Raw genomic sequence first — 21,005 nt, forward strand, 5'->3', positions numbered from 1 at the left:
AAGAAGAAATCATGAAACGGTGGCAATGCCGCAGCAATGCGCAAGTATGGCGGCAACTGGCCCGCACTATGCCTGCAAAAACAGGCGCCCGGTGTAGGACAGCTTCGGCCGCGCGGCCGTGGCAGCACGCGCTGGCGCAGCGCTACTTCGACAGCAGGCGCATGGTGTCTTCCAGCCCCTTGAGTGACAGCGGGAACATGCGGTTGCCGATGAGCTGCTGGATGATGCTGATGCTCTGGCGGTATTGCCACACGCCCTGGGGCTCGGGGTTGATCCACGCAAACTTCGGGAATGCGTGGGTGAGGCGCTGAATCCACTCTGCCCCCGGCTCCTCGTTGTTGTATTCCACGCTGCCACCGGGCTGCAGAATCTCGTACGGGCTCATGGTCGCATCGCCCACAAAGATCAGTTTGTAGTCTTTGTTGTACTTGCGGATGATGTCCCAGGTTGGAAACTTCTCGGCAAAGCGGCGGCGGTTGTTCTTCCACATGAAGTCGTACACACAGTTGTGGAAGTAGTAGAACTCCAGGTGCTTGAACTCGGTCTTCACGGCGCTGAAGAGTTCCTCCACCCGCTGGATGTGCTCGTCCATCGTGCCGCCCACGTCCATCAGCAGCAGCACCTTCACGTTGTTATGGCGCTCGGGCACCATCTTGATGTCGAGGTAGCCTGCGTTGGCCGCCGTGCTGCGGATGGTGTCGGGCAGGTCCAGCTCCAGCTCATGCCCTTCGCGCGCAAACTTGCGCAGGCGGCGCAGCGCTACCTTGATGTTGCGCGTGCCCAGCTCCTGCGTGTCGTCGTAGTCGCGGTAGGCGCGCTGCTCCCACACCTTCACGGCGCTCTTGTTTTTGCCCGCGCCGCCAATGCGCACGCCTTGCGGGTTGTAGCCGCCATGGCCAAACGGGCTGGTGCCGCCGGTGCCAATCCACTTGTTGCCGCCTTCGTGGCGCTCTTTCTGTTCTTCGAGGCGCTTTTTCAGCGTCTCCATCAGCTCGTTCCAGCCCATCTTCTCGATGGCGGCTTTTTGCTCGGGCGTGAGTTCGTTTTCCAGAATCTTGCGCAGCCAGTCGGCAGGGATCTCCTTGGTGAAGTCGGCCACCATTTCAACGCCTTTGAAGTACGCACCAAAGGCGCGGTCAAACTTGTCGTAGTGCTTCTCGTCCTTCACCAAGGTCAGGCGCGAGAGGTTGTAGAAATCGTCCAGCGCCCAGGCATCGTCTGACTTGGGGCCCACCACGCCGGCTTGCAGGGCTTCGAGCAGGGTGAGGTATTCCTTCACAGACACGGGCAGCTTGGCCGCGCGCAGGGTGTAGAAGAAGTCAATCAACATGATTTTGCCCTCCAGCGCTTGCTAGGCAAGCGCGTGCCGCTCTAAAAGGTATAGCAACTGTGCCTTGGCCTCGGGCCATTCGCCCGCGCGCATGCTGTACATGACCGTGTCGCGGATGGTGCCGTCGCGGCGCAGCGCGTGGCCGCGAATCACGCCGTCTTTCTTGGCGCCCAGCCGCTCGATGGCGCGCTGCGAGGCGAAGTTGAAGTTGTCGGTGCGCCAGCCCACCACATGGCAGCCCAGGGTGTCGAAGGCGTGGCCCATCATCAAGAGCTTGGCCGTGGTGTTCACATGGGTGCGCTGCACGCTCTTGGCATACCAGGTGTAGCCAATTTCCACGCGCTTCACGGCGGGCAGGACGTCGTGGTAGCTGGTGGTGCCCAGCACTGTGCCGGTGGTGTCGTCCACCACGGCAAAGGCAAAGCGGTTGCCTTCGGCGCGCATGCGCAGGGCATCGTCGATGTATTTGCCAGTGTTTTCGGGCTCGGGCACCGAGGTGATGCGCAGCTTCCACAGCTCGCCATCGGCGGCGGCCGCGCGCAGGCCCGCCTCGTGCGATGCGGCCAGCGGTTCCAGGCGCACGCCGCGCTCGCGCAGGGTCACGGGTTCCACAAAAGCCATCGCGCTACTCCTTGGCAGAGGCTTTGTCTTGGCGGCGCGTTTGCCAGCGCCGCGCTGCGTGCAGGCCCAGGCCGCCGCCCAGGCCCACCAGGGCAATGCCAAGCAGGCTGGCGGTGCCGTAGCCGGGCGCAAAAATGTCTACGCCCAACCACTGGCCAGCCCAAAAGCCCAGCAGTGCCCCGCCCACAAAGCCCACGGCATCGGCCACGCCGTTGGCCAGCAGTGTTCCGGTGTTGTTGTCGCTCACTTAGCGGTTCCTCTGGTTCATGAAGACCAGCTTTTCAAACAGGCTCACGTCCTGCTCGTTCTTCAGCAGCGCGCCCACCAGCGGGGGCACGGCCACCTTGTTGTCGGCGCTTTGCAGCGCTTCGAGCGGAATGTCTTCGGCCACCAGCAGCTTGAGCCAGTCGATCAGCTCGCTGGTGGAGGGCTTCTTCTTCAGGCCCGGCAGGTTGCGCACATCGTAAAACGTCTTCATCGCCACGGTGAGCAGCTCGCTCTTGAGCGTGGGGAAGTGCACGTTCACGATCTGGCGCATCGTGTCGGCTTCGGGGAACTTGATGAAGTGGAAGAAGCAGCGGCGCAAGAAGGCGTCGGGCAGCTCTTTTTCGTTGTTGGAGGTGATGAACACCAGCGGCCGGTGCTTGGCACGGATGAGTTCACGCGTTTCGTAGCAGTAGAACTCCATGCGGTCGATTTCGCGCAGCAGGTCGTTCGGGAATTCGATGTCGGCCTTGTCGATCTCGTCGATCAGCAGCGCCACGGGCTGGTCGGCGGTGAAGGCCTGCCACAGCACGCCCTGCACGATGTAGTTGCGGATGTCTTTCACGCGCTCGGCGCTGTCGCCATCGTTCAGCTGGCTGTCGCGCAGACGGCTCACCGCGTCATATTCATACAGGCCCTGCTGCGCCTTGGTGGTGGACTTGATGTGCCACTGCAACAGCGGCATGCCCAAAGCCTGGGCCACTTCTTCGGCCAGCATGGTCTTGCCGGTGCCGGGTTCGCCCTTGATGAGCAGCGGCCGCTGCAGGGTGATGGCTGCATTCACCGCCAACATCAAATCTTGGGTAGCGACGTAATTCTGGGAACCGCGAAATTTCATAAGGGAAATCACCAAATCGTTGATGAATGGGCTTGACAAGCGCTGGCTATAATCAGCCGCTGATCTGGGCCCAGAGCTGAAGCTGAACCTCCACGAGATTGTGCGCGCAAAATGAACAAGACGTTGACCACGATATTTGCCTTGGCTGTCGCTTCTGTGACCGCTTTTTCTCACGCCCAGGAAGCCAAGGGAGACGTGAAGGCCGGCGAAAAGAAAATCGCCATGTGCATTGGCTGCCACGGCATTCCGGGCTACCAATCCAGCTTCCCTGAAGTGCACAAGGTGCCCATGATTTCGGGCCAGAGCGGCAAGTACATTGCCTCGGCACTCGATGCCTACAAGAAGGGCGACCGCAAGCACCCCACCATGCGCGGCATTGCCGATTCGCTGTCTGAACAAGACATCGCCGACGTGTCGGCCTACTACGAACAACACGGCAAGAAGGGCACCGAGCTGCCTGCCAAGCCCGGCCGCGAACCCAGCGTGCAAGTGGCTGAGCTGCTGAAGAAGGGCGCTTGCGTGTCCTGCCACGGCGACAACTTCGCCAAGCCCATCGATCCTTCTTACCCCAAGATCGCTGGTCAGCATGCCGACTATCTCTTTGTGGCACTGAAGTCCTACAAGGCTGATGCACGCAACGCCAACGTGGGCCGCAACAACGCCATCATGGGCGGCATTGCAAAGCAGTTCTCGAACGCCGAACTCAAGGCCCTGGCCAACTACCTGGCTTCTGTGGAAGGTGATCTGCAGGTGGTGCCTCAGTCGCGCTTCCGCTGAGCCATTCTTCGGTTCACCAAGAAGCCCGCTTCGGCGGGCTTTTTGTTGTCTGGCAGGTTGGTGGTTGGAGGCGAAACGCTGATGACGCGGCTCAGCCTTGCTCCAGATAAGGCCGTGCCAGCGCCTGCACCGGTACCTGGGCCTTGAGTCTGGCCGCCAGCAGGTACAGCCCGCCCAGCTTGCGGTGCAAGAACAGCGCATCGGCCGGTGGGGTGTGCCAGAAGTCTTTTTCGGTGCTCAGCGCCATGCCCGCCGTGCGGATGCGCTGGGCTAGGTCGCTGGTGCCAAAGTCGTAGCCATCGGCATGGCGCAGGGGCTCGCAGGCCAGCGCGAACAGATCAATCACCGCGTTGCGCTGGTGTGGCTGGATGTGGTGGCCGAAGTAGCCAATGGCCTGGGCCGCTTCGTCCATGCCCTCGCGGTGGCCGTGCATGGCAGCGCGCATGAGCCGCCGGTAGGCTTCCACCACTTCACTGCCGTAGGCGCGCGTGGCGCCAAAGTCGAGCAGCACCGTGCGGCCGCTGGCCTTGTCGTAGCGGTAGTTGGCGAAGTTGGGGTCGGTCTGCACCAGGCGGAATTCGAACAGCTCCCGGAACAACAGGCCCATCAGGGTGCTGGCTACTTCATCGCGCTGCGCCTGGGGTGCGCGCTGCAGGGATTCGATGGGCACGCATTCCACGTAGTCCATGGCCAGCACGTTCTCGGTGGTCCAGTCGGCGTGTACGGTGGGAATGCGCAGGTTTGGCGCGTCGGCCAGCAGGGCTGCAAACTGCTCTTGGCAGCGGGCTTCGCGCAGATAGTCGGCTTCTTCGTGCAATTGCCTTTTGGCCTCGGCCAAGAGCGGCGCCACATCCAGATGGGCAGGCAGCAGGCCCGACACGCGCAGCAGCGTGCCCACGTTGTCCACGTCGCTGGCAATGCTCTGGCGTATGCCGGGGTACTGCACCTTGATGGCCAGTGGCCGCCCGTCTTTGGTGGTGGCGCGGTGCACCTGGCCGATGGAGGCCGCGGCGATGGGGGTGAAGCCGAACTGCGCAAAGCGCGCATCCCAGCCTGTGCCCCAGGCGGCCGTCAGCACCTCATCCATCTGCCCAATGGACATGGGTTTGGCGTCCGAGCGCAGGCGCGCCAGGATCTCGCCCAGCTCGGGCGGCAGCAACTCGCCCGCATCCATCGACAGCAGTTGCCCTACCTTCATGGCCGCGCCGCGCAACTGTGCGAGCTGGTCGGCTACGCGGCGGGCGTTGGCGGGGGTGAGCAGCAAGTCGCGGGCGCTGGGGCGTTTGCCCTGCGCCCATTGGCGCGCGCCTTCGGCCAGCATGCCGCCTGCCAGCCCGGTCGCCAGGGTGCCCATGCGCGCCATGCGGCTCCAGCGGCCGCTGGGCACGGATGCTGTGGCGCTGGGCGGGGCAGCGGCGGGCTGTGGGTCTGGGCGTTCATCCATGGGCTGCCACCGCGCCCAGGGCTAGGCAAACGCAGGCGGTGACGGTGAGGCGCCAGCGCAGCGGCAGGTACCAGGCGGGCAGTGCCGCGCGGGATGCCAGGCGCAGGTCTTGCACCAGGTGCGCCGCAAACCCCACGATGAGCAAGGCCGCCCCGCCTGCCATGGGCAGCAGCACGGCAGGCCAGGCCAGCAGCGATGGCACCACGCTCCACACAAAGCGGTGCGTGCGTTCGGTGTCGCTCAGCCCGCCCAGCGCCATGGCAAAGCCCCAGTGCAGCGCGCCCACAAAACTCAGAATGACCGCACCGTAGGCCAGCAGCGCCGTGCCCCACAGCGGTGTGCCCGGTGCCCACCACCCGATGCCCGCCAGTGCAGCGAACGGCAGCAGCCCGCCATAGCCCAGCCAGGCCACGGAGGTGGGCAGCGCTGTGGGCAAGGCGGGTGAAGACGATGGGGTGGGGTGGGTGCTTTGCATGGGGCCTCCAGGTCAATGGGGCCATTGTCGGGAAAGCACGACTCCCGAGTGGGCTGCATGCTTGTGTGGCGCAGTGCAGCCTGTGCAGTGGTGTCAGTATTTAAGCCAAATATGCCGCTAGCGCTTTTGTAATAAGCGCAAGGTGCTCATTTATTCATAGCGCGAATTCATGGCACGATGCGCTGCGCGAAATCAGTCCCGCGTAGCGCGGCGCTGCACGGCGGCGATGTAGGCATTGCCGTCGGGCGGGCGGCCGGAGCGCTGGCTTTCCCACAGCATCTCGCCCAGGCATTCCATGGCGGCGTGGTGGGCGTCGTGCAGCGAATCGAGCCGCTTGGCCAGCAATTCGACTGCCTGACGGATGCCGCGCGGCTGGTCGATGCTGCATTGCTCGCTGATCGACAGGTGCATTGACAGGTGCAGGAAGGGGTTGGTCTGTGCGGGCGTTTCGTCGTAGTTGCGGGCGATGGCGGCATCTACGTCCGCCAGGTCGGCGTGGTATTCGGGGTGCTCGGCAATCCACAGGCTGGCCAGCGTTTCGATGGCTTCCATGGGCGCGCAGCTTTGGGCTTTGGCGTGCACGCCGCACAGAAAGCGGCGCACATCGGCTTGGGTAGGGTTGAACATGGGGCGGGAGGGTAGCACGCCAGTCAAACGAGCCCATGGGATTTGAGTTTGGTGGCTGGCGCCCGCACTGGTGCCAGCGCCTTGCCTCTCGAGGGGCGATGGGACTGTAAGTCGGCACGAGTTTCGTTCTCCACGGAACGCCGACTTACCATCTGCTGGCACTAACAATTGCCTTGAAGAACATGAAAAAAAGAACAGGATCCTCGATTGACGATGAGACCATTGCACTGACATGTGTGCATAGAACGTCTCCTCGTGGCCCCTCTGCCACCTGCATGTTTCACTCACTGATCGCAGACGCGGGGCTCCCAGTGTTGTGCATTCAGTGCTTATGGGTTCGTGGGGCAGGGGGATGGGCCTTGGAGTTCACTGCCTTTTTTCAAGGGCGTGGCTATTGTTCTGCAGTGCTACTTGGCGGCCTTCTTGGTGATGGTGAGCGCCGAGTGTTGCATGGCGGGTTGCCTGGCTTTTTGGAAATTCCCTTAGGCAGAGCAGTAGGAGGCGAGATAGCGCGCAACTCGGGAGCTGAATTCTATTTTCCGGGGGAAGACGGTCCGGACGACCAATGGTGCTCGTGGCTGGATGTATCCCGCTTCTCCCCTCCACTTTGACCCGTTCGCAGGCGGTGTTTGCTCACGGCGGCGATCGCGCTGTGCAGGTCGCCGTTTGATAGCGGATGGAACGCTAAGCTTCCTGATGCGAGTTGGGGAGGCTGTTGGACTTGGACGCCGCCGATTGCCATTACACCTCAACTGTCCATAACGGGTTTGGTCGGTCTATGCGAGCAGTGTTTTTTCTCTCGGCTTCGGACGACGGGGCTACAAATCGGTGAAAACGGTGCCCGCTGTGCCTGTCTGTGATTTGCGCTGTAGACGATGAGACTCTAGGACACCGCTGTGTTTGACTGGACGCTGAGACGCGCTACGGTGTTACAGATCAGGGGTACCAGCCAGCCATGTCACTCTCATGCTGGTTTTCAGAGACGGGTCACAACTTGCACCAAAAACCAGAAATGCTGACTCATCCACCGCTTGCCTGAAGACTTCAAAGACTTCTTTGAGGTGAGCAAGCGTGTAGTTGCCTGAGGTATTGGCGATCCCGCACACAACCACAGCGGCTGCTACTTGGGTCTTGCCGAGGTGCGCAGCTGCGTCACGGCAAGCGTTAAGCACTACGCCAGCATCGTCACCCGTGACGTTAAAACACATTGGTGAGCTACCGCAAAGATTTAACGCGTCGTCAAAATCCTGCATGTCAATCTGCAAAACAGAGTGCTCTTCCGTGGCGCACTTCAGCAGCGTGACGATTTGTTCAGTGGTGTGGTGCGATGTCATGTTGGGGGGCTGCTTTCCAATTTATTGGTCGTTGATTTTGGAGCGGTCTCTTCACGGGCCCAGGCTTGGATCGGTGTGCTAGGACTCGGGCACCAGAACGCCAGGCGTTTGCTCTACACGGTGCCCTCTAGTGAAGATCCGCTTGCGTGTGACTTGATGGCAGCGTCTGGCTTGGTTGCTTATCGAGCCTTGCGTCTCTCACATCGCTCAGAGTTGGTGCCGCGTTTCATGTCTGAGGTCAGCGGCGCGGTGCGCCCATCAGCCGCGAGATGGTTTGCGCCGCGCGCAGCAGCGGCGGCAGCAGGGTTTGCTGCATCAGCTCGGCGCTGGTGCGGTTGGCCTGGCCGCTGATGTTGAGAGCGGCCACGGTTTGCCCCAGGCGGTTGGTGAGCGGTGCGGCGATGGAGATCAGGCCTTCTTCCAGCTCCTGGTTCACCAGGCACCAGCCCTGCGTGCGCGCCTGGCGAATGCGCTCCAGCAAGGTGGGCAGGTCGGTGGCGGTGTGGGCGGTGTGGCGCTGCAGGGGCAGGGTGGCCAGGCGGCTTTGCAGTTCGTCGTCGGGCAGGCTGGCCAGCAGCACGCGGCCCATGGATGTCCAGGCCGCAGGCAGGCGCGAGCCCACGCCCAGGCTGGTGCGCATGATCTTGTGGGTGGGCACGCGCAGCACGTAGACGATGTCCAGGCCATCGAGCACGGCGGCCGAAGACGATTCGCGCACCTCCTCCACCAGGTCTTCCATCAGGGGTTCGGCCAGGTTCCAGAGCGGCAGTGACGACAGGTAGGCAAAGCCCAGGTCGAGGATGCGCGGCGTGAGGCGAAAGAGCTTGCCGTCACTCTCGACATAACCCAGCGTTTGCAGCGTGAGCAGGATGCGGCGCGCCCCGGCGCGGGTCAGGCCGGTGTGCGCGGCCACCTCGCTCAGGGTCTGCTGGGGTGCGCTGGCGCTGAAGGAGCGGATCACTTCCAGCCCACGCGCGAACGACTGCACATAGCTGTCGCCCGGCTTGGGGGTGGAGGCGGGCGCGGGCAAGCCCGAGGGGGCGTCGTGGTTTTCAGGCGTTGTCATCGGGACTTCTTTATAATTCATTATACGAACAAAAGTTCGCTATACGAACAAATCTCGGGCTTTGCCGGGTGCGGCTTCGGGTTCGTGTTTTGGCCCATTCCTGAAGTTCTTTTTTGTGGGGACACAGTTTCATGATCAATAAGATAGCTGACTCGGCGGCCCAGGCGATGGCCGGGGTGCGCGATGGTGCCACGGTGCTCATCGGGGGCTTTGGCACCGCGGGTATTCCTGGCGAACTGATTGACGCGCTGATTGCCCAGGGCGCGCGCGACCTGACGGTGGTGAACAACAACGCCGGCAATGCCGACCACGGCCTGGCCGCGCTGCTCAAGGCCGGGCGGGTGCGCAAGATCATCTGCAGCTTTCCACGCCAGGTGGACAGCTATGTGTTTGACGAGCTGTACCGCAGCGGCAAGCTGGAACTGGAGCTGGTGCCCCAGGGCAACCTGGCCGAGCGCCTGCGCGCTGCCGGTGCGGGCATTGGCGCCTTCTTCTGCCCCACGGGCTACGGCACCGAGCTGGCGCTCAACGCCGACGGCTCGCCCAAGGAAACCCGCGAAATCAACGGCAAGCAGTACGTGCTGGAGTACCCCATCTACGGCGACGTGGCCCTCATCAAGGCCGAGAAAGGCGACCGCTGGGGCAACCTGACCTATCGCATGTCGGCCCGCAACTTTGGTCCCGTGATGGCCACCGCCGCCAAGACCACCATTGCCACCGTGCACGACGTGGTGGAGCTGGGCGCGCTGGACCCCGAAGCCATCGTCACCCCCGGCATCTACGTGAGCCATGTGGTGAAGATCGAGCGCACCGCCACCCAGGCCGGTGGTTTCAAGAAGTCTGCATAAAAAGCGCCCTTAGCGCAGAAGGAACAAGCGTGAGCAGCTATCAAAAACGAAGCAAAGACGAACTGGCCCGCCGCGTGGCACAGGACATCCACGACGGTGCCTATGTGAACCTGGGCATTGGCCAGCCCACCCTGGTGGCCAACCACATTCCTGAAGGGCGCGAAGTCATCCTGCAAAGCGAAAACGGCATTCTGGGCATGGGCCCCGCGCCCGCCGCAGGCCATGAAGACTACGACCTGATCAATGCCGGCAAGCAGCCCGTGACGCTGCTGCCCGGTGGCGCGTATTTCCACCACGCCGACAGCTTCGCCATGATGCGCGGCGGCCATCTGGATATTTGTGTGCTGGGCGCCTTCCAGGTGTCGGCCACGGGCGACTTGGCGAACTGGAGCACGGGCGAGCCTGGCGCCATTCCCGCCGTGGGCGGTGCGATGGATCTGGCCATTGGTGCCAAGCAGACCTGGGTGATGATGGATTTGCTGACCAAGCAAGGCGCCAGCAAGGTGGTGCAGCAGTGCACCTACCCACTCACGGGCGTGGGCTGCGTCAAGCGCATCTACACCGACCTGTGCACGCTGGCCTGCACGCCCACCGGGCTGCAGCTTATCGACATGGTGCCCGGCCTGACCCTGCCCGAGCTGGAGCAACTGGTGGGCCTGCCCATCCGCCCCGCAGCCTGACTGAACCCTGAGCCGCTAACAAGGAGACATCTTTCATGAGCCAATCCCAAGCCTACATCTGCGACGCCATCCGCACCCCCTTCGGCCGCTACGGCGGCGCCCTCTCCAGCGTGCGCGCTGACGACCTGGGCGCGGTGCCCATCAAAGCCCTGATGGAGCGCAACCCCGGTGTGGACTGGGCCGCCGTGACCGATGTGCTCTATGGCTGCGCCAACCAGGCTGGCGAAGACAACCGCAACGTGGCCCACATGAGCAGCCTGCTCGCGGGCCTGCCCGTTGAAGTGCCCGGCGCCACCATCAACCGCCTGTGCGGCTCCGGCCTAGATGCCGTGGGCAGCGCCGCGCGCGCCATCAAGTCCGGCGAAGCCGGCCTGATGATTGCCGGCGGTGTGGAAAGCATGAGCCGCGCCCCCTTCGTCATGCCCAAGGCCGAAACCGCCTTCAGCCGCAACAACGCCGTGTACGACACGACGATTGGCTGGCGCTTCATCAACAAGCTGATGAAGGAAAAGTACGGTGTGGACTCCATGCCCGAAACCGCCGAGAACGTGGCGACGGACTTCAAGATTGAGCGCGAAGCCCAGGACCAGATGGCCCTGCGCAGCCAGCTCAACGCCGTGGCCGCCATCAAGGCCGGCCACCTGGCGCGCGAAATCGTGCCCGTCACCATCCCGCAGAAGAAGAAAGGCCCCTCCGGTAGCGAGGGCGACGCCATCATCGTCAGCCAGGACGAGCACCCCCGCGAAACCAGCCTGGAAGCGCTGGCCAAGCTCAAGGGCGTGGTGCGGCCTGATGGCACGGTGACGGCGGGCAACGCATCGGGCGTGAACGATGGCGCCTGCGCCTTGCTGCTGGCCGACGAGGCCCATGCCGCCAAGTACGGCCTCAAGCCCCGCGCCCGCGTGGTGGGCATGGCCACCGCGGGCGTGGCCCCGCGCATCATGGGCTTTGGCCCCACGCCCGCCACGCAGAAGGTGCTGGCGCAAACCGGCCTGACCCTGGACCACATGGACGTGATCGAGCTGAACGAAGCCTTTGCCGCGCAAGGCCTGGCCGTGCTGCGCGCCCTGGGCCTGAAGGACGACGACGCCCGCGTGAACGCCTGGGGCGGCGCCATTGCCCTGGGCCACCCGCTGGGCGCCAGCGGCGCGCGCTTGGTCACCACCGCCGTGAACCGCCTGCACGAGCACGCGGGCCAGTACGCGCTGTGCACCATGTGCATTGGCGTGGGCCAGGGCATTGCCTTGATCATCGAGCGGGTGTGAGCGTGGCTGATACCCGCACCCCCGTCACTGTCGTTACCGGCGCCAGCAACGGCATTGGCCGTGCGATTGCCGAAGCCGTGCTGGCCCAGGGCCGGGCCGTGGTCAATCTCGACTACGTGCTGCCCACCTGGAGCCACCCGCTGCTCACCTCGTACCAGGGCGACCTGACGGACGAGGCCTCCACCCGCGAACGCGCGGCCGAGATTGCTGCCCAGCACAACGTGACTGCGCTGGTGAACAACGCGGGCGCCACCCGCCCCGGCACCATCGACACCGCCACCACGCAGCAGCTGGATGATGTGGTGGGCCTGCACCTGCGTGCGCCCATGTTGCTGGTGCAGGCCTTTCTGCCCACGCTGCGCGCGTGCGGTCAGGGCCGCATCGTGAACATGTCTTCGCGTGCGGCGCTGGGCAAGGGCGAGCGCATCGTCTATTCGGCCACCAAGGCCGGAATGATCGGCATGACCCGCACGCTGGCCATGGAACTGGGCCGCGACGGTATCACCGTCAACGCCATCGGCCCTGGCCCCATCGCCACCGAGCTGTTCCGCCAGAGCAACCCCGAAGGCGCCCCGCAGACCGAACGCATCCTCAAGAGCATTGCCGTGGGCCGCATGGGAACGCCCGAAGACGTGGCGCGCACGGCAATGTTCTTCCTCTCGCCCGACAACGGCTTCATCACCGGCCAGGTGCTGTACGTCTGCGGGGGCACCACGCTGGGCTTGGCGCCGGTGTGAACTGACAACCCCTGAGTCGCTTCGCTCCTTCCCCCTTCTCTCGAACGGCTTCGCCATTCGGGAAGGGGGACGACGCCCTCGGTGCGGGGCGGCGCGGCCAGCAAAGGCCCTTCCTCGGCGTCCCGTGCCTGCGCCGTGCCAGTCTCAAACGCTGTGGCGATTGGGACGTGGCCCACCAAACGCTATTTCTGTCCACCAGCTTCTTTGAAGGAGACTCCCATGCCACATTCCCACGCCACCCGCCGCTTCGCCCTGGGTTCCATCGCTTCGGCCGTCGTTTTGGGCGCTGGTCTGCTCGGCGGTACCTCGGCTCTGGCCCAGGCTTACCCCACCAAGCCCGTCACCATCATCGTGCCCTTCGCCGCAGGCGGCACCACCGACATCCTGGCCCGCATCATCGGCCAGGCGCTGACGGCTGAGCTGGGCCAATCCGTCGTGGTGGACAACCGCGCGGGCGCAGGCGGCAACATCGGTGGCCAGGCGGCCGCCAAGGCCACGCCTGACGGCCACACCCTGTTCATGGGCACCGTGGGCACCCACGCCATCAACGCCAGCCTGTACAAGAAGATGCCTTTCGACCCCGTGAAGGACTTCGCACCGCTGACCCGCGTGGCCAATGTGCCCAACCTGCTGGTGGCCAACCCCGCCCAGCCCTACAAGAGCGTGAAGGACCTCATCGCCTACGCCAAGGCCAACCCCGGCAAAGTGAACTTCGGTTCTTCGGGCAATGGCAGCTCCATCCACTTGTCGGGCGAGCTGTTCAAGAGCCTGGCCAAGGTGGATATGCAGCACGTGCCCTACAAGGGCAGTGCCCCTGCGGTGACGGACCTGATGGGCAACCAGATCGGCATCATGTTCGACAACATGCCGTCGGCTATCCAGCATGTGCGCAGCGGCAGCCTGGTGCCCCTGGCGGTGACCACGGCCAAGCGCTCGCCCGAGCTGCCCAACGTGCCCACCATCGCTGAGGCGGGCGTGCCCGGCTACGAGGCCACGTCGTGGTTTGGCATGTTTGCCCCCGCAGGCACGCCCGCACCCGTGCTGGCCAAGCTGAACGCCGCCATCGTCAAGGTGCTGGCCCAGCCTGATGTGAAGAAGAAGATCAACGAGCAGGGCGCCGAGGTTTACAGCGAAACGCCCGAGCAGTTCGCAGCCTTCATCCAGGCGGAAAGCGTGAAGTGGGGCAAGGTGGTGAAAGAGTCCGGCGCCAGCCTGGACTGATTTCCCCCGCCTGCCTGGTCTGGCCCAGGTGAATGCCTGGGTTTAAGGAAAAAAGCATGCTAGCGCTTACTGGGTAAGCGCCAGCAGCTATCATAAAAATAGCAAACGCTGAGAGCCTGAGAAACCCTCGGTGCCATGCGGGCGCGCGATCGGTGTCTGTTTGCGTTCACGCGACAATGTCGGCTGCTGATGCCGCGAGGGTTCCTCCATGCCTGTTTCCAACCCCCTGACTGCCGAAATTGCCGCCACCACGGCCCGCATCGTTGTGGAAGAGGGGCTCGAATGGGGCCCCGCCAAGCGCCGCGCCGTGCGCGAAATGGGCCTGCCCGCCCGCACCCCGCTGCCTGACAACGACCAGGTGGAAGACGCGGTGCGCGAATACCTCGATATTTTTTGTGCCGATACCCAGCCGCGCGAGCTGCGCGCCCTGCGCCAGCTCGCGCTGGTGTGGATGGTGCGCATGGCCGAGTTTCGGCCGCACCTGGCGGGCTCGGTATGGCACGGCACGGCCACGCGCCTGTCTGATATCTATATCCAGCTGTTCTGCGATGACCCCAAGTCGGCAGAGATTGCCCTGATCGACCACCATGTGGACTACGAGCCGCGCACGGTGACGGGTTTTCATGGCGAATCGGTCGAGGCCCTGAGTCTGGGCAGCAAGTGCCCTGAGCTCCAGGAGATGATCGGCGTGCACCTGATGATTTACGACCTGGATGATTTGCGCGGCGCCTTGAAACCCGATGCCAAGGGGCGCACTCCCCGTGGCGATGTGACGGCCGTGCGCCGTGTTCTGGAAGAGACTGCCCCATGAGTTTGCCGCCCGACGTTTCCCGCAGCGCCAGCGTTGCTGAACCCGCCGCCCAGCCTGCCCCCACATCGCGCAGGCGCTGGCTTTACGGCGCCGTGGCCGGCGCTGCCGCGCTGGGCGGGGCAGGGTTGGCTTGGTGGCGTTTTCAGCCCCACGCCATGCAGGATGGTGCCGAGGTAGCTTTGTGGAGCATGGAGTTTGACACCCCCACAGGCGGTGCCCCGCTGGCCATGAAAGCCCTGCAGGGCCGCCCTGTGCTGCTGAATTTTTGGGCCACCTGGTGCCCGCCCTGCGTGGAAGAGTTGCCCATGCTGAACGCGTTTTACCGGGAAAACGCGTCCAAGGGCTGGCAGGTGGTGGGCCTGGCGATCGACCAGCCCTCGTCGGTGCGCAAGTTTCTGGACCGGCTGCCGCTGGACTTTCCCGTGGGGCTGGCTGGCCTGGGCGGCACGGAGCTGGGGCGGTCGCTGGGTAACCTCACCGGCGGCCTGCCTTTCACCGTGGTGCTGGGGCAGGGGGGGCGGGTGCTGCATCGTAAAATGGGACAAGTGACGCCCGATGACCTCCAGCAGTGGGTCAATCTGCGGTAAGCCAAGCCCCTTCATGGGGCTTTTTTCAGCGTTTGATGACGCTCCGTCAGCCTCGATGTTGATGAAAATTACCTCTCAATCGCTGAGGTAGTCCGAAATTAGAGTAAATTCGCGCCCTATTTAGTTTTATAGCCGTTGGAGCTTCCATGGATCTGCGAAAACTCAAAACCTTGATCGACCTCGTCTCCGAGTCAAACGTTTCCGAACTCGAAATCACCGAGGCCGAAGGCAAAGTCCGTATCGTCAAGAGCGGCGGCGCCGTGGTTCAGCAATATGTGGCAGCGCCCATGCAGGCACCTGTGGCCCCCACAGCGCCCGTGGCGGCTCCTGTGGCCGAGCTGCCCAGCCCTGCCGCCGCAGCCCCCGCGGGCCATGTGGTCAAGTCGCCCATGGTGGGCACGTTCTACCGTTCTTCCAGCCCTGGCGCCAAGCCCTTCGTGGAAGTGGGCAGCCAGGTCAAGGAGGGCGAGACCGTCTGCATCATCGAGGCCATGAAGATCCTCAACGAGATCGAGGCCGACAAGTCGGGCACCGTGACCCGTATCCTGGGCGAAAACGGCCAGGCCGTGGAATACGGACAGCCGCTGTTCGTCATCGAATAAGGCGCTCATGTTCAAGAAAATTCTGGTTGCGAACCGCGGAGAGATCGCTCTGCGTATCCAACGCGCATGCCGCGAGCTGGGTGTCAAGGCCGTCATGGTCTATTCCGAAGCCGACCGCGATGCGAAATACGTCAAGCTGGCCGAAGAGGCCGTGTGCATCGGGCCCGCCCCGTCGCCCCTGAGCTACCTCAACATGCCGGCCATCATCTCGGCCGCCGAGGTGACCGATGCTGAAGCCATCCACCCTGGCTACGGCTTCCTGAGCGAAAACGCCGACTTCGCCGAGCGCGTGGAAAAGAGCGGTTTCCAGTTCATCGGCCCCACGCCCGAGTCCATCCGCATCATGGGTGACAAGGTGTCGGCCAAGCAGGCCATGATCCGTGCCGGCGTGCCCTGCGTGCCTGGCTCTGAAGGCGAGTTGCCCGACGATCCGGTGCAGATCCGCCGCATCGCCAAGGCCATCGGCTATCCGGTCATCATCAAGGCCGCTGGCGGCGGCGGTGGCCGCGGCATGCGCGTGGTGCACACCGAAGCTGCCCTGGTCAATGCGGTGCAGATGACCAAGGCCGAAGCGGGTGCCGCGTTTGGCAATCCTGCGGTGTACATGGAGAAGTTCCTCCAGAACCCCCGCCACATCGAAATCCAGGTCTTGGCTGACAAGCACCGCAACGCGGTGTACCTGGGCGAGCGCGACTGCTCCATGCAGCGCCGCCACCAGAAGGTCATTGAAGAGGCGCCAGCGCCCGGCATTCCGCGCAAGCTGATCGAGAAGATCGGCGAGCGCTGCGTTGCGGCCTGCAAGAAGATCGGTTACCGCGGCGCGGGCACGTTCGAGTTCCTGTACGAAAACGGCGAGTTCTATTTCATTGAAATGAACACCCGCGTGCAGGTGGAGCACCCAGTGACCGAGTTGATCACCGGTGTGGATATCGTGAAGACGCAGATCATGGTGGCGGCTGGCGAAAAGCTGCCTTTCACCCAGCGCCAGATCGAGATCCGTGGCCACGCCATCGAGTGCCGGGTGAATGCGGAAGACCCCTACAAGTTCATTCCGTCCCCCGGTCGCATCACCACCTGGCACGCGCCAGGCGGCCCCGGTGTGCGTGTGGATTCGCACGCTTACACCAACTACTTCGTGCCGCCCAACTACGACTCGATGATCGGCAAGATCATTGTGCACGGCGACACGCGCGAGCAGGCCCTGGCCCGCATGCGCACGGCGCTGTCCGAGACGGTGATCGAAGGCATCAACACCAATGTGCCGCTGCACCGCGAGCTGATGGTGGATGCCAAGTTCATGGCGGGCGGCACCAACATCCACTATCTGGAAGAGTGGCTGTCGCAACACAAACGCTAGGCTGCGTACAACCCCCTGAGGCGCTTCGCGCCTTCCCCCTTTTCTCGAATGGCTGCGCCATTCGGGAAGGGAGACACCGCCAGCGCGGCGGTGGCTTGCGGGGGGCTGCGGGCGTTGGGTGTTTGTTAGGCTGATTCCAGTCTTGGGCTGGTGCGGCCACAGTGGGTTCACATGCTGGCTCCCGGAAACGGGTGCCAGCATTTCATTTTTGCAAAGAGGCGTTTTTCATGTTTGAGCTGAGCCTGATGTGCCCTGAAGACCGCATTGAAGCGGTGAGCGACGCGCTGGATGCGCTGGACGCCTTGAGCGTCTCGGTGGAAGACGCCGATGCGCAGACCGATGCCGAGCAGGCCCTGTTTGGCGAGCCCGGCATGCCCCCGCCCAAGGATGGATGGCAGCGCAGCCGCGTGGTGGCACTGTTCCCCACGGCCGAAGCTGCCCAGGAGGCGCAGCAGCTGCTGACCGTACAAGACTTTTTTGAAGGCTGCCAGGTGCTGGGTGTGACCGAAGTGCCTGAGCAAGACTGGGTGCGGTTGACCCAATCGCAATTTGCGCCAGTGGACATCACCCCCGATTTCTGGATCGTGCCGACCTGGCATGAGTTGCCACCGCAGGCTGTGCGCAGCATTCGCCTGGACCCAGGCCTGGCCTTTGGCACTGGCACGCACCCCACGACCCGCATGTGTCTGCGCTGGATTGCGCGCAACGGCACGGTGGCCGCCGATGGCTCCAGTACCCTGGGGCGTGTGCTGGACTACGGCTGCGGCTCGGGCATCCTGGCCATTGGTGCTGCCAAGTTCGGTGCGGTGGATATTGATGCGGTGGATATCGACCCTGCAGCGGTGGAGTCCACCCTGCAAAACGCGCAGGCCAATGGCGTGCAGCTCAAGGCGGGCCTGCCCGACAAGGCCCAGGGTGAATACCAGACGGTACTGGCCAACATCCTGGCGACGCCACTGCGCGTGCTGGCCCCCTTGCTGTGCAGCCATGTAGCGGCTGGCGGACACCTGGTGCTGGCCGGCATTCTGGAGCGGCAGGCAGATGAGCTGAAGGAGGCCTATGCCCCCTGGCTGCCACTGCAAGTGGCCGATTCGGAAGACGGCTGGATTTTGATGACCGCCAGCCGTTGAGCCTTGCGAGGCCCCGCGGGCTGTGGGGCCTGCGCTCTACAATCCATTGCAGATGAGCCAGATCACACGCTGCCCCGCCTGTTCGACCCAATTCAAGGTGGTCGCGGACCAGTTGCGCATTTCTGATGGCTGGGTGCGCTGCGGTCACTGCGCCGAGGTGTTTGATGCGTCCGAATCGCTCATGCCAGCGCCCCCACCAGCGCTTTTGCCCGACGTATCGCTGACCGACGTGCGACCACCGCCCATGCCAGTGGCGCGGGCGGATGATTCTTCGCGCGCATGGGGGGCTCCTCCGGCTCCTGTCCAAAAAGCTTTCTCTCGGGTTGTTGTGGAGCCTGACGCGCCGTCGGGGAATGCGCCAGCCCCGTCGGGTGCCGGTGTTTTGGCTGAGGCACCTTTTGCTCGCCCCGCCGAAGTCTTGTCGGTGCCCGATCCGGTACCGCCTGCCTTTCTGGCTGCGGAGCCTCCACTGGTCGGTGCGGAGCCGCCTCCCATTTTTGAGCCTGCTGCTACCTTTGCCTGGAAGGGGGCAGATGCCCCGAGCGTGCCGCCCAAGGCTCCGGTTGCTCCGCCCCCTCCACCACCTCCGCCCGAGTTTGCAGGGCGGCAGGAAAGCCGCGTGTTGTCGCCTGACATGCTGGAGCTGGTGCTGCAGGAACCTCTTCGTGCGACGTATTCCTCGGCGGTTTCTTCGGAAGCCGTGGCGCAGACGCCTGCAGCACCGGTGCCGCAGCCCGGAGGGTATGAGCTGCCTTACGCTGAAGACTTTGCAGACACTCCGCTGACGTTGGAGTGTGATGCACAGCCTTCGCCAACCGCTTCGCAGGTGGACGGTGTCACCGCGACCAGTGCAGAGCAGGCAGTGCCTGCCAAGCCGCTGCAGGCAGATGTGGTGAGCGACGGTGGCTTGGAGGGCATGACTGCCGATGGCATGGATGTTCTGGCATCCTTGCCCGCACTTCCTGCTGCTGAAGTGCAGTCTCTTGCCGATGCCGAGGAGCCTGTAAAGCCCTCTTTGCCATCGGTGGAGTTTCCTTCGATCGACGAAGCCACTGGTGTGAAGGAAGCGAAGCCGGCAACACCAGATCTGCGCGCTGACCAAAGCAGCGAGGGCGAAGACGATGAGGAGCCTGACGCGGCGGAGGATGTCAGCTTCGTCAAAGCAGCCCGCCGGCGGGCGTTTTGGCGCAAGCCCCTGGTGCGCAGTGGGCTGGTTGTGCTGGGATTGGTTTTGGCGACTGCACTCGCAGCGCAGGTGGCTGTGCATGAGCGCAACCGCCTGGCTGCCGTGGCACCACAGCTTCGCCCCCTCTTGCTGGCCTTATGCGAGCCGCTGGGGTGTGAACTGGCGCCTCTGCGGCAAATTGCAGAGGTGGTCATCGACAGCTCTTCCTTCAACAAGGCGCGGGGCGACAGCTATGTGCTCGCCGTCACGATGAAGAGCCGTTCTACCGTGGCGCTGGAGATGCCGGCGGTGGAGTTGACGCTGACCGATGCGCAGGACCAACCCGTGTTGCGCCGTGTATTGCTGCCTGCTGACATGGGCGCTCCGCAGGAGCTTGCCGCGGGTGGCGAATGGAGTGCTTCCGTGTCGGTGCTGGTGACCACTGGCGGCGCTCGCGTGGCGGGCTATCGCCTGCTGGCGTTTTATCCCTGATTCTTCTTTTATTGATTGCTTTTTATGGCCGCTCTTATCTGTGGTTCCCTGGCGTTCGACACCATCATGACTTTTGAGGGGCGGTTTGCCGAGCAGATCCTCCCGGATCAATTGCACATCCTCAACGTGTCTTTTCTGGTGCCATCGTTGCGTCGTGATTTCGGTGGCTGCGCAGGCAACATCGCCTACAGCCTCAAGTTGCTGGGTGGCGAGCCCCTGCCCATGGCCACGCTGGGAACAGACGGTGGCGAGTACCTGCAGCGCCTGGCTGCGCTGGGTATCAGTGACCGCTATGTGAAGCAGGTGGACGGCACTTACACGGCGCAGGCCATGATCATGACCGACCGTGACAACAACCAGATCACGGCGTTCCACCCAGGAGCCATGATGCAGGCGCACATCACCCGCATCGAATCCCATCCCGATATCAAGCTGGGCATCATCTCGCCAGATGGGCGCGATGCCATGCTGGAACATGCCGCGCAGTTCGTGGCGGCTGGCATCCCTTTCGTGTTCGATCCGGGCCAGGGCTTGCCCATGTTCAATGGCGCTGAGTTGACCCAATTCATTGAGCAAGCCACCTGGGTGACGGTGAATGACTACGAAGGCAAGATGCTGTGCGACCGCACCGGCTTGAGCCTGGCAGACATCTCGCGCAAGGTGAAGGGCCTGGTAGTGACTTTGGGCGGTGAAGGTTGTGATGTGTGGGTGGATGGCGAGCGTGAGCGAGTGCAAGCTGTGCAGCCAGCGGCCGTGGTGGACCCAACAGGGTGCGGTGACGCTTGGCGTGGAGCCCTGCTGTTTGGTCTGGAGCAGGGCTGGCCTTTGGCGCGGTGTGCTGAACTGGGCAACAAGGTGGGCGCGCTGAAGATTGCGCAGCGTGGCCCACAGAACTATGTCCTGGATTTCTCCCCCGCGTGATGGGACTGAGAGGCTTGGCCTGCCATCCAGGGCGGGCCTTCGACACTGTGCTCAAGGCTCTCCCCGTACAGGCATAAAAAAACCCGGTGCAGGGCACCGGGTTGGGCTTGGAAAGCTGGGCTTCCTCAGGGCTTGGTGCCTGTGGGAAACGGCCAGGCAGCCTGGGGGTTCAGCGTGGTCTGAGCAGCGGGAGCGGCAGGGGCTGTTGGAGCCTTCACCACTTTCTTTGCAGCAGCAGCCTTCTTGGCTGGAGCAGCGGCCTTCTTGGCTGGAGCAGCGGCCTTCTTGGCTGGAGCAGCGGCCTTCTTCGCTGGAGCAGCAGCCTTCTTCGCTGGAGCAGCGGCCTTCTTCGCTGGAGCAGCAGCCTTCTTCGCTGGAGCAGCAGCCTTCTTCGCTGGAGCAGCAGCCTTCTT

General features: G+C 63.6%; 23 protein-coding genes. 13 read left to right on the top strand and 10 right to left on the bottom strand.

What is annotated here, in order from left to right:
• Positions 1-142 precede the first annotated feature (142 nt).
• Genes AADJ04_RS01330 through AADJ04_RS01345 form a run of 4 tightly spaced genes read right to left on the bottom strand, consistent with a single transcriptional unit; the run spans position 143 to position 3,053 of the window.
• A complete protein-coding gene (locus AADJ04_RS01330; RefSeq protein WP_341238493.1) occupies positions 143-1,330 on the bottom strand; it encodes a VWA domain-containing protein in 1,188 nt (395 codons plus the stop codon).
• Positions 1,331-1,351: 21 nt separating this feature from the next.
• On the bottom strand, positions 1,352-1,951 hold the full coding sequence (locus tag AADJ04_RS01335) for a GNAT family protein (RefSeq protein WP_066695755.1): 600 nt from the start codon (positions 1,949-1,951) through the stop codon (positions 1,352-1,354).
• Positions 1,952-1,955: 4 nt separating this feature from the next.
• The gene (locus tag AADJ04_RS01340) at positions 1,956-2,198 is read right to left on the bottom strand and encodes a hypothetical protein (protein ID WP_082758785.1); all 243 of its coding nucleotides are present in this window, start codon (positions 2,196-2,198) and stop codon (positions 1,956-1,958) included.
• The gene (locus AADJ04_RS01345; protein ID WP_044401602.1) at positions 2,199-3,053 is read right to left on the bottom strand and encodes a MoxR family ATPase; all 855 of its coding nucleotides are present in this window, start codon (positions 3,051-3,053) and stop codon (positions 2,199-2,201) included.
• Between the two features lie 111 nt (positions 3,054-3,164).
• Between AADJ04_RS01345 and AADJ04_RS01350 the strand changes: the two genes are divergently transcribed.
• Positions 3,165-3,830 (top strand): c-type cytochrome, encoded by a 666-nt coding sequence (locus AADJ04_RS01350; RefSeq protein WP_044401599.1) that lies wholly within the window; start codon positions 3,165-3,167, stop codon positions 3,828-3,830.
• 91 nt (positions 3,831-3,921) lie between these two features.
• Here AADJ04_RS01350 and AADJ04_RS01355 read toward each other — a convergent pair whose 3' ends face one another.
• The 5 genes from AADJ04_RS01355 to AADJ04_RS01375 all read right to left on the bottom strand — a co-directional run bounded on the left by AADJ04_RS01355 (position 3,922) and on the right by AADJ04_RS01375 (position 8,776).
• Positions 3,922-5,274: an AarF/ABC1/UbiB kinase family protein gene (locus tag AADJ04_RS01355; protein WP_341238494.1), complete on the bottom strand. Its 1,353-nt coding sequence runs from the start codon at positions 5,272-5,274 to the stop codon at positions 3,922-3,924.
• Complete coding sequence (locus tag AADJ04_RS01360) at positions 5,267-5,749, bottom strand: DUF3429 domain-containing protein (protein ID WP_341238495.1); 483 nt, start codon at positions 5,747-5,749, stop codon at positions 5,267-5,269. Before AADJ04_RS01360 ends, AADJ04_RS01355 begins: the two co-directional genes overlap by 8 nt.
• A 192-nt stretch (positions 5,750-5,941) precedes the next feature.
• On the bottom strand, positions 5,942-6,376 hold the full coding sequence (locus AADJ04_RS01365) for a DUF1841 family protein (protein ID WP_341238496.1): 435 nt from the start codon (positions 6,374-6,376) through the stop codon (positions 5,942-5,944).
• A 929-nt stretch (positions 6,377-7,305) separates the two neighbouring features.
• On the bottom strand, positions 7,306-7,710 hold the full coding sequence (locus AADJ04_RS01370; RefSeq protein ID WP_052521110.1) for a hypothetical protein: 405 nt from the start codon (positions 7,708-7,710) through the stop codon (positions 7,306-7,308).
• A gap of 238 nt (positions 7,711-7,948) precedes the next feature.
• A complete protein-coding gene (locus AADJ04_RS01375; RefSeq protein ID WP_066695765.1) occupies positions 7,949-8,776 on the bottom strand; it encodes an IclR family transcriptional regulator C-terminal domain-containing protein in 828 nt (275 codons plus the stop codon).
• Positions 8,777-8,907: 131 nt separating this feature from the next.
• On the opposite strand from AADJ04_RS01375, the gene AADJ04_RS01380 reads away from it, so the two are divergent.
• The 12 genes from AADJ04_RS01380 (at position 8,908) to AADJ04_RS01435 (ending at position 20,592) form a co-directional block, all read left to right on the top strand.
• Positions 8,908-9,624 carry a 3-oxoacid CoA-transferase subunit A gene (locus AADJ04_RS01380; protein ID WP_288485824.1) on the top strand — a complete coding sequence of 239 codons (717 nt, stop codon included), beginning with the start codon at positions 8,908-8,910 and terminating at the stop codon, positions 9,622-9,624.
• A 29-nt stretch (positions 9,625-9,653) separates the two neighbouring features.
• Positions 9,654-10,304, top strand: a complete 651-nt coding sequence (locus AADJ04_RS01385; RefSeq protein WP_341238497.1) for a 3-oxoacid CoA-transferase subunit B — start codon at positions 9,654-9,656, stop codon at positions 10,302-10,304.
• A 35-nt stretch (positions 10,305-10,339) separates the two neighbouring features.
• A complete protein-coding gene (gene pcaF / locus AADJ04_RS01390; protein ID WP_341238498.1) occupies positions 10,340-11,569 on the top strand; it encodes a 3-oxoadipyl-CoA thiolase in 1,230 nt (409 codons plus the stop codon).
• Complete coding sequence (locus tag AADJ04_RS01395) at positions 11,566-12,306, top strand: SDR family oxidoreductase (RefSeq protein ID WP_341238499.1); 741 nt, start codon at positions 11,566-11,568, stop codon at positions 12,304-12,306. Before pcaF ends, AADJ04_RS01395 begins: the two co-directional genes overlap by 4 nt.
• A gap of 219 nt (positions 12,307-12,525) precedes the next feature.
• On the top strand, positions 12,526-13,527 hold the full coding sequence (locus AADJ04_RS01400; protein WP_341238500.1) for a tripartite tricarboxylate transporter substrate binding protein: 1,002 nt from the start codon (positions 12,526-12,528) through the stop codon (positions 13,525-13,527).
• 208 nt (positions 13,528-13,735) lie between these two features.
• On the top strand, positions 13,736-14,338 hold the full coding sequence (locus tag AADJ04_RS01405) for a hypothetical protein (RefSeq protein ID WP_044401564.1): 603 nt from the start codon (positions 13,736-13,738) through the stop codon (positions 14,336-14,338).
• The gene (locus AADJ04_RS01410; RefSeq protein WP_341238501.1) at positions 14,335-14,925 is read left to right on the top strand and encodes a TlpA disulfide reductase family protein; all 591 of its coding nucleotides are present in this window, start codon (positions 14,335-14,337) and stop codon (positions 14,923-14,925) included. The genes AADJ04_RS01405 and AADJ04_RS01410 overlap by 4 nt, the downstream gene beginning before the upstream one ends.
• A 146-nt stretch (positions 14,926-15,071) precedes the next feature.
• Positions 15,072-15,527, top strand: a complete 456-nt coding sequence (gene accB / locus AADJ04_RS01415) for an acetyl-CoA carboxylase biotin carboxyl carrier protein (protein ID WP_044401559.1) — start codon at positions 15,072-15,074, stop codon at positions 15,525-15,527.
• Between the two features lie 7 nt (positions 15,528-15,534).
• A complete protein-coding gene (gene accC / locus AADJ04_RS01420; RefSeq protein WP_044401556.1) occupies positions 15,535-16,884 on the top strand; it encodes an acetyl-CoA carboxylase biotin carboxylase subunit in 1,350 nt (449 codons plus the stop codon).
• Between the two features lie 227 nt (positions 16,885-17,111).
• Positions 17,112-18,014: a 50S ribosomal protein L11 methyltransferase gene (gene prmA, locus AADJ04_RS01425; RefSeq protein ID WP_341238502.1), complete on the top strand. Its 903-nt coding sequence runs from the start codon at positions 17,112-17,114 to the stop codon at positions 18,012-18,014.
• Positions 18,015-18,066: 52 nt separating this feature from the next.
• Positions 18,067-19,671: a DUF3426 domain-containing protein gene (locus AADJ04_RS01430; RefSeq protein WP_341238503.1), complete on the top strand. Its 1,605-nt coding sequence runs from the start codon at positions 18,067-18,069 to the stop codon at positions 19,669-19,671.
• A gap of 24 nt (positions 19,672-19,695) precedes the next feature.
• Positions 19,696-20,592 (top strand): carbohydrate kinase family protein, encoded by an 897-nt coding sequence (locus tag AADJ04_RS01435; protein WP_341238504.1) that lies wholly within the window; start codon positions 19,696-19,698, stop codon positions 20,590-20,592.
• A gap of 125 nt (positions 20,593-20,717) precedes the next feature.
• On the opposite strand, the gene AADJ04_RS01440 is transcribed toward AADJ04_RS01435, so the two are convergent.
• On the bottom strand, positions 20,718-21,005 hold a 288-nt coding region (locus AADJ04_RS01440), incomplete at its 5' end, for a histone (protein WP_341238505.1).

Source organism: uncultured Acidovorax sp., assembly GCF_964021665.1.
Taxonomy (GTDB): domain Bacteria; phylum Pseudomonadota; class Gammaproteobacteria; order Burkholderiales; family Burkholderiaceae_C; genus Acidovorax; species Acidovorax temperans.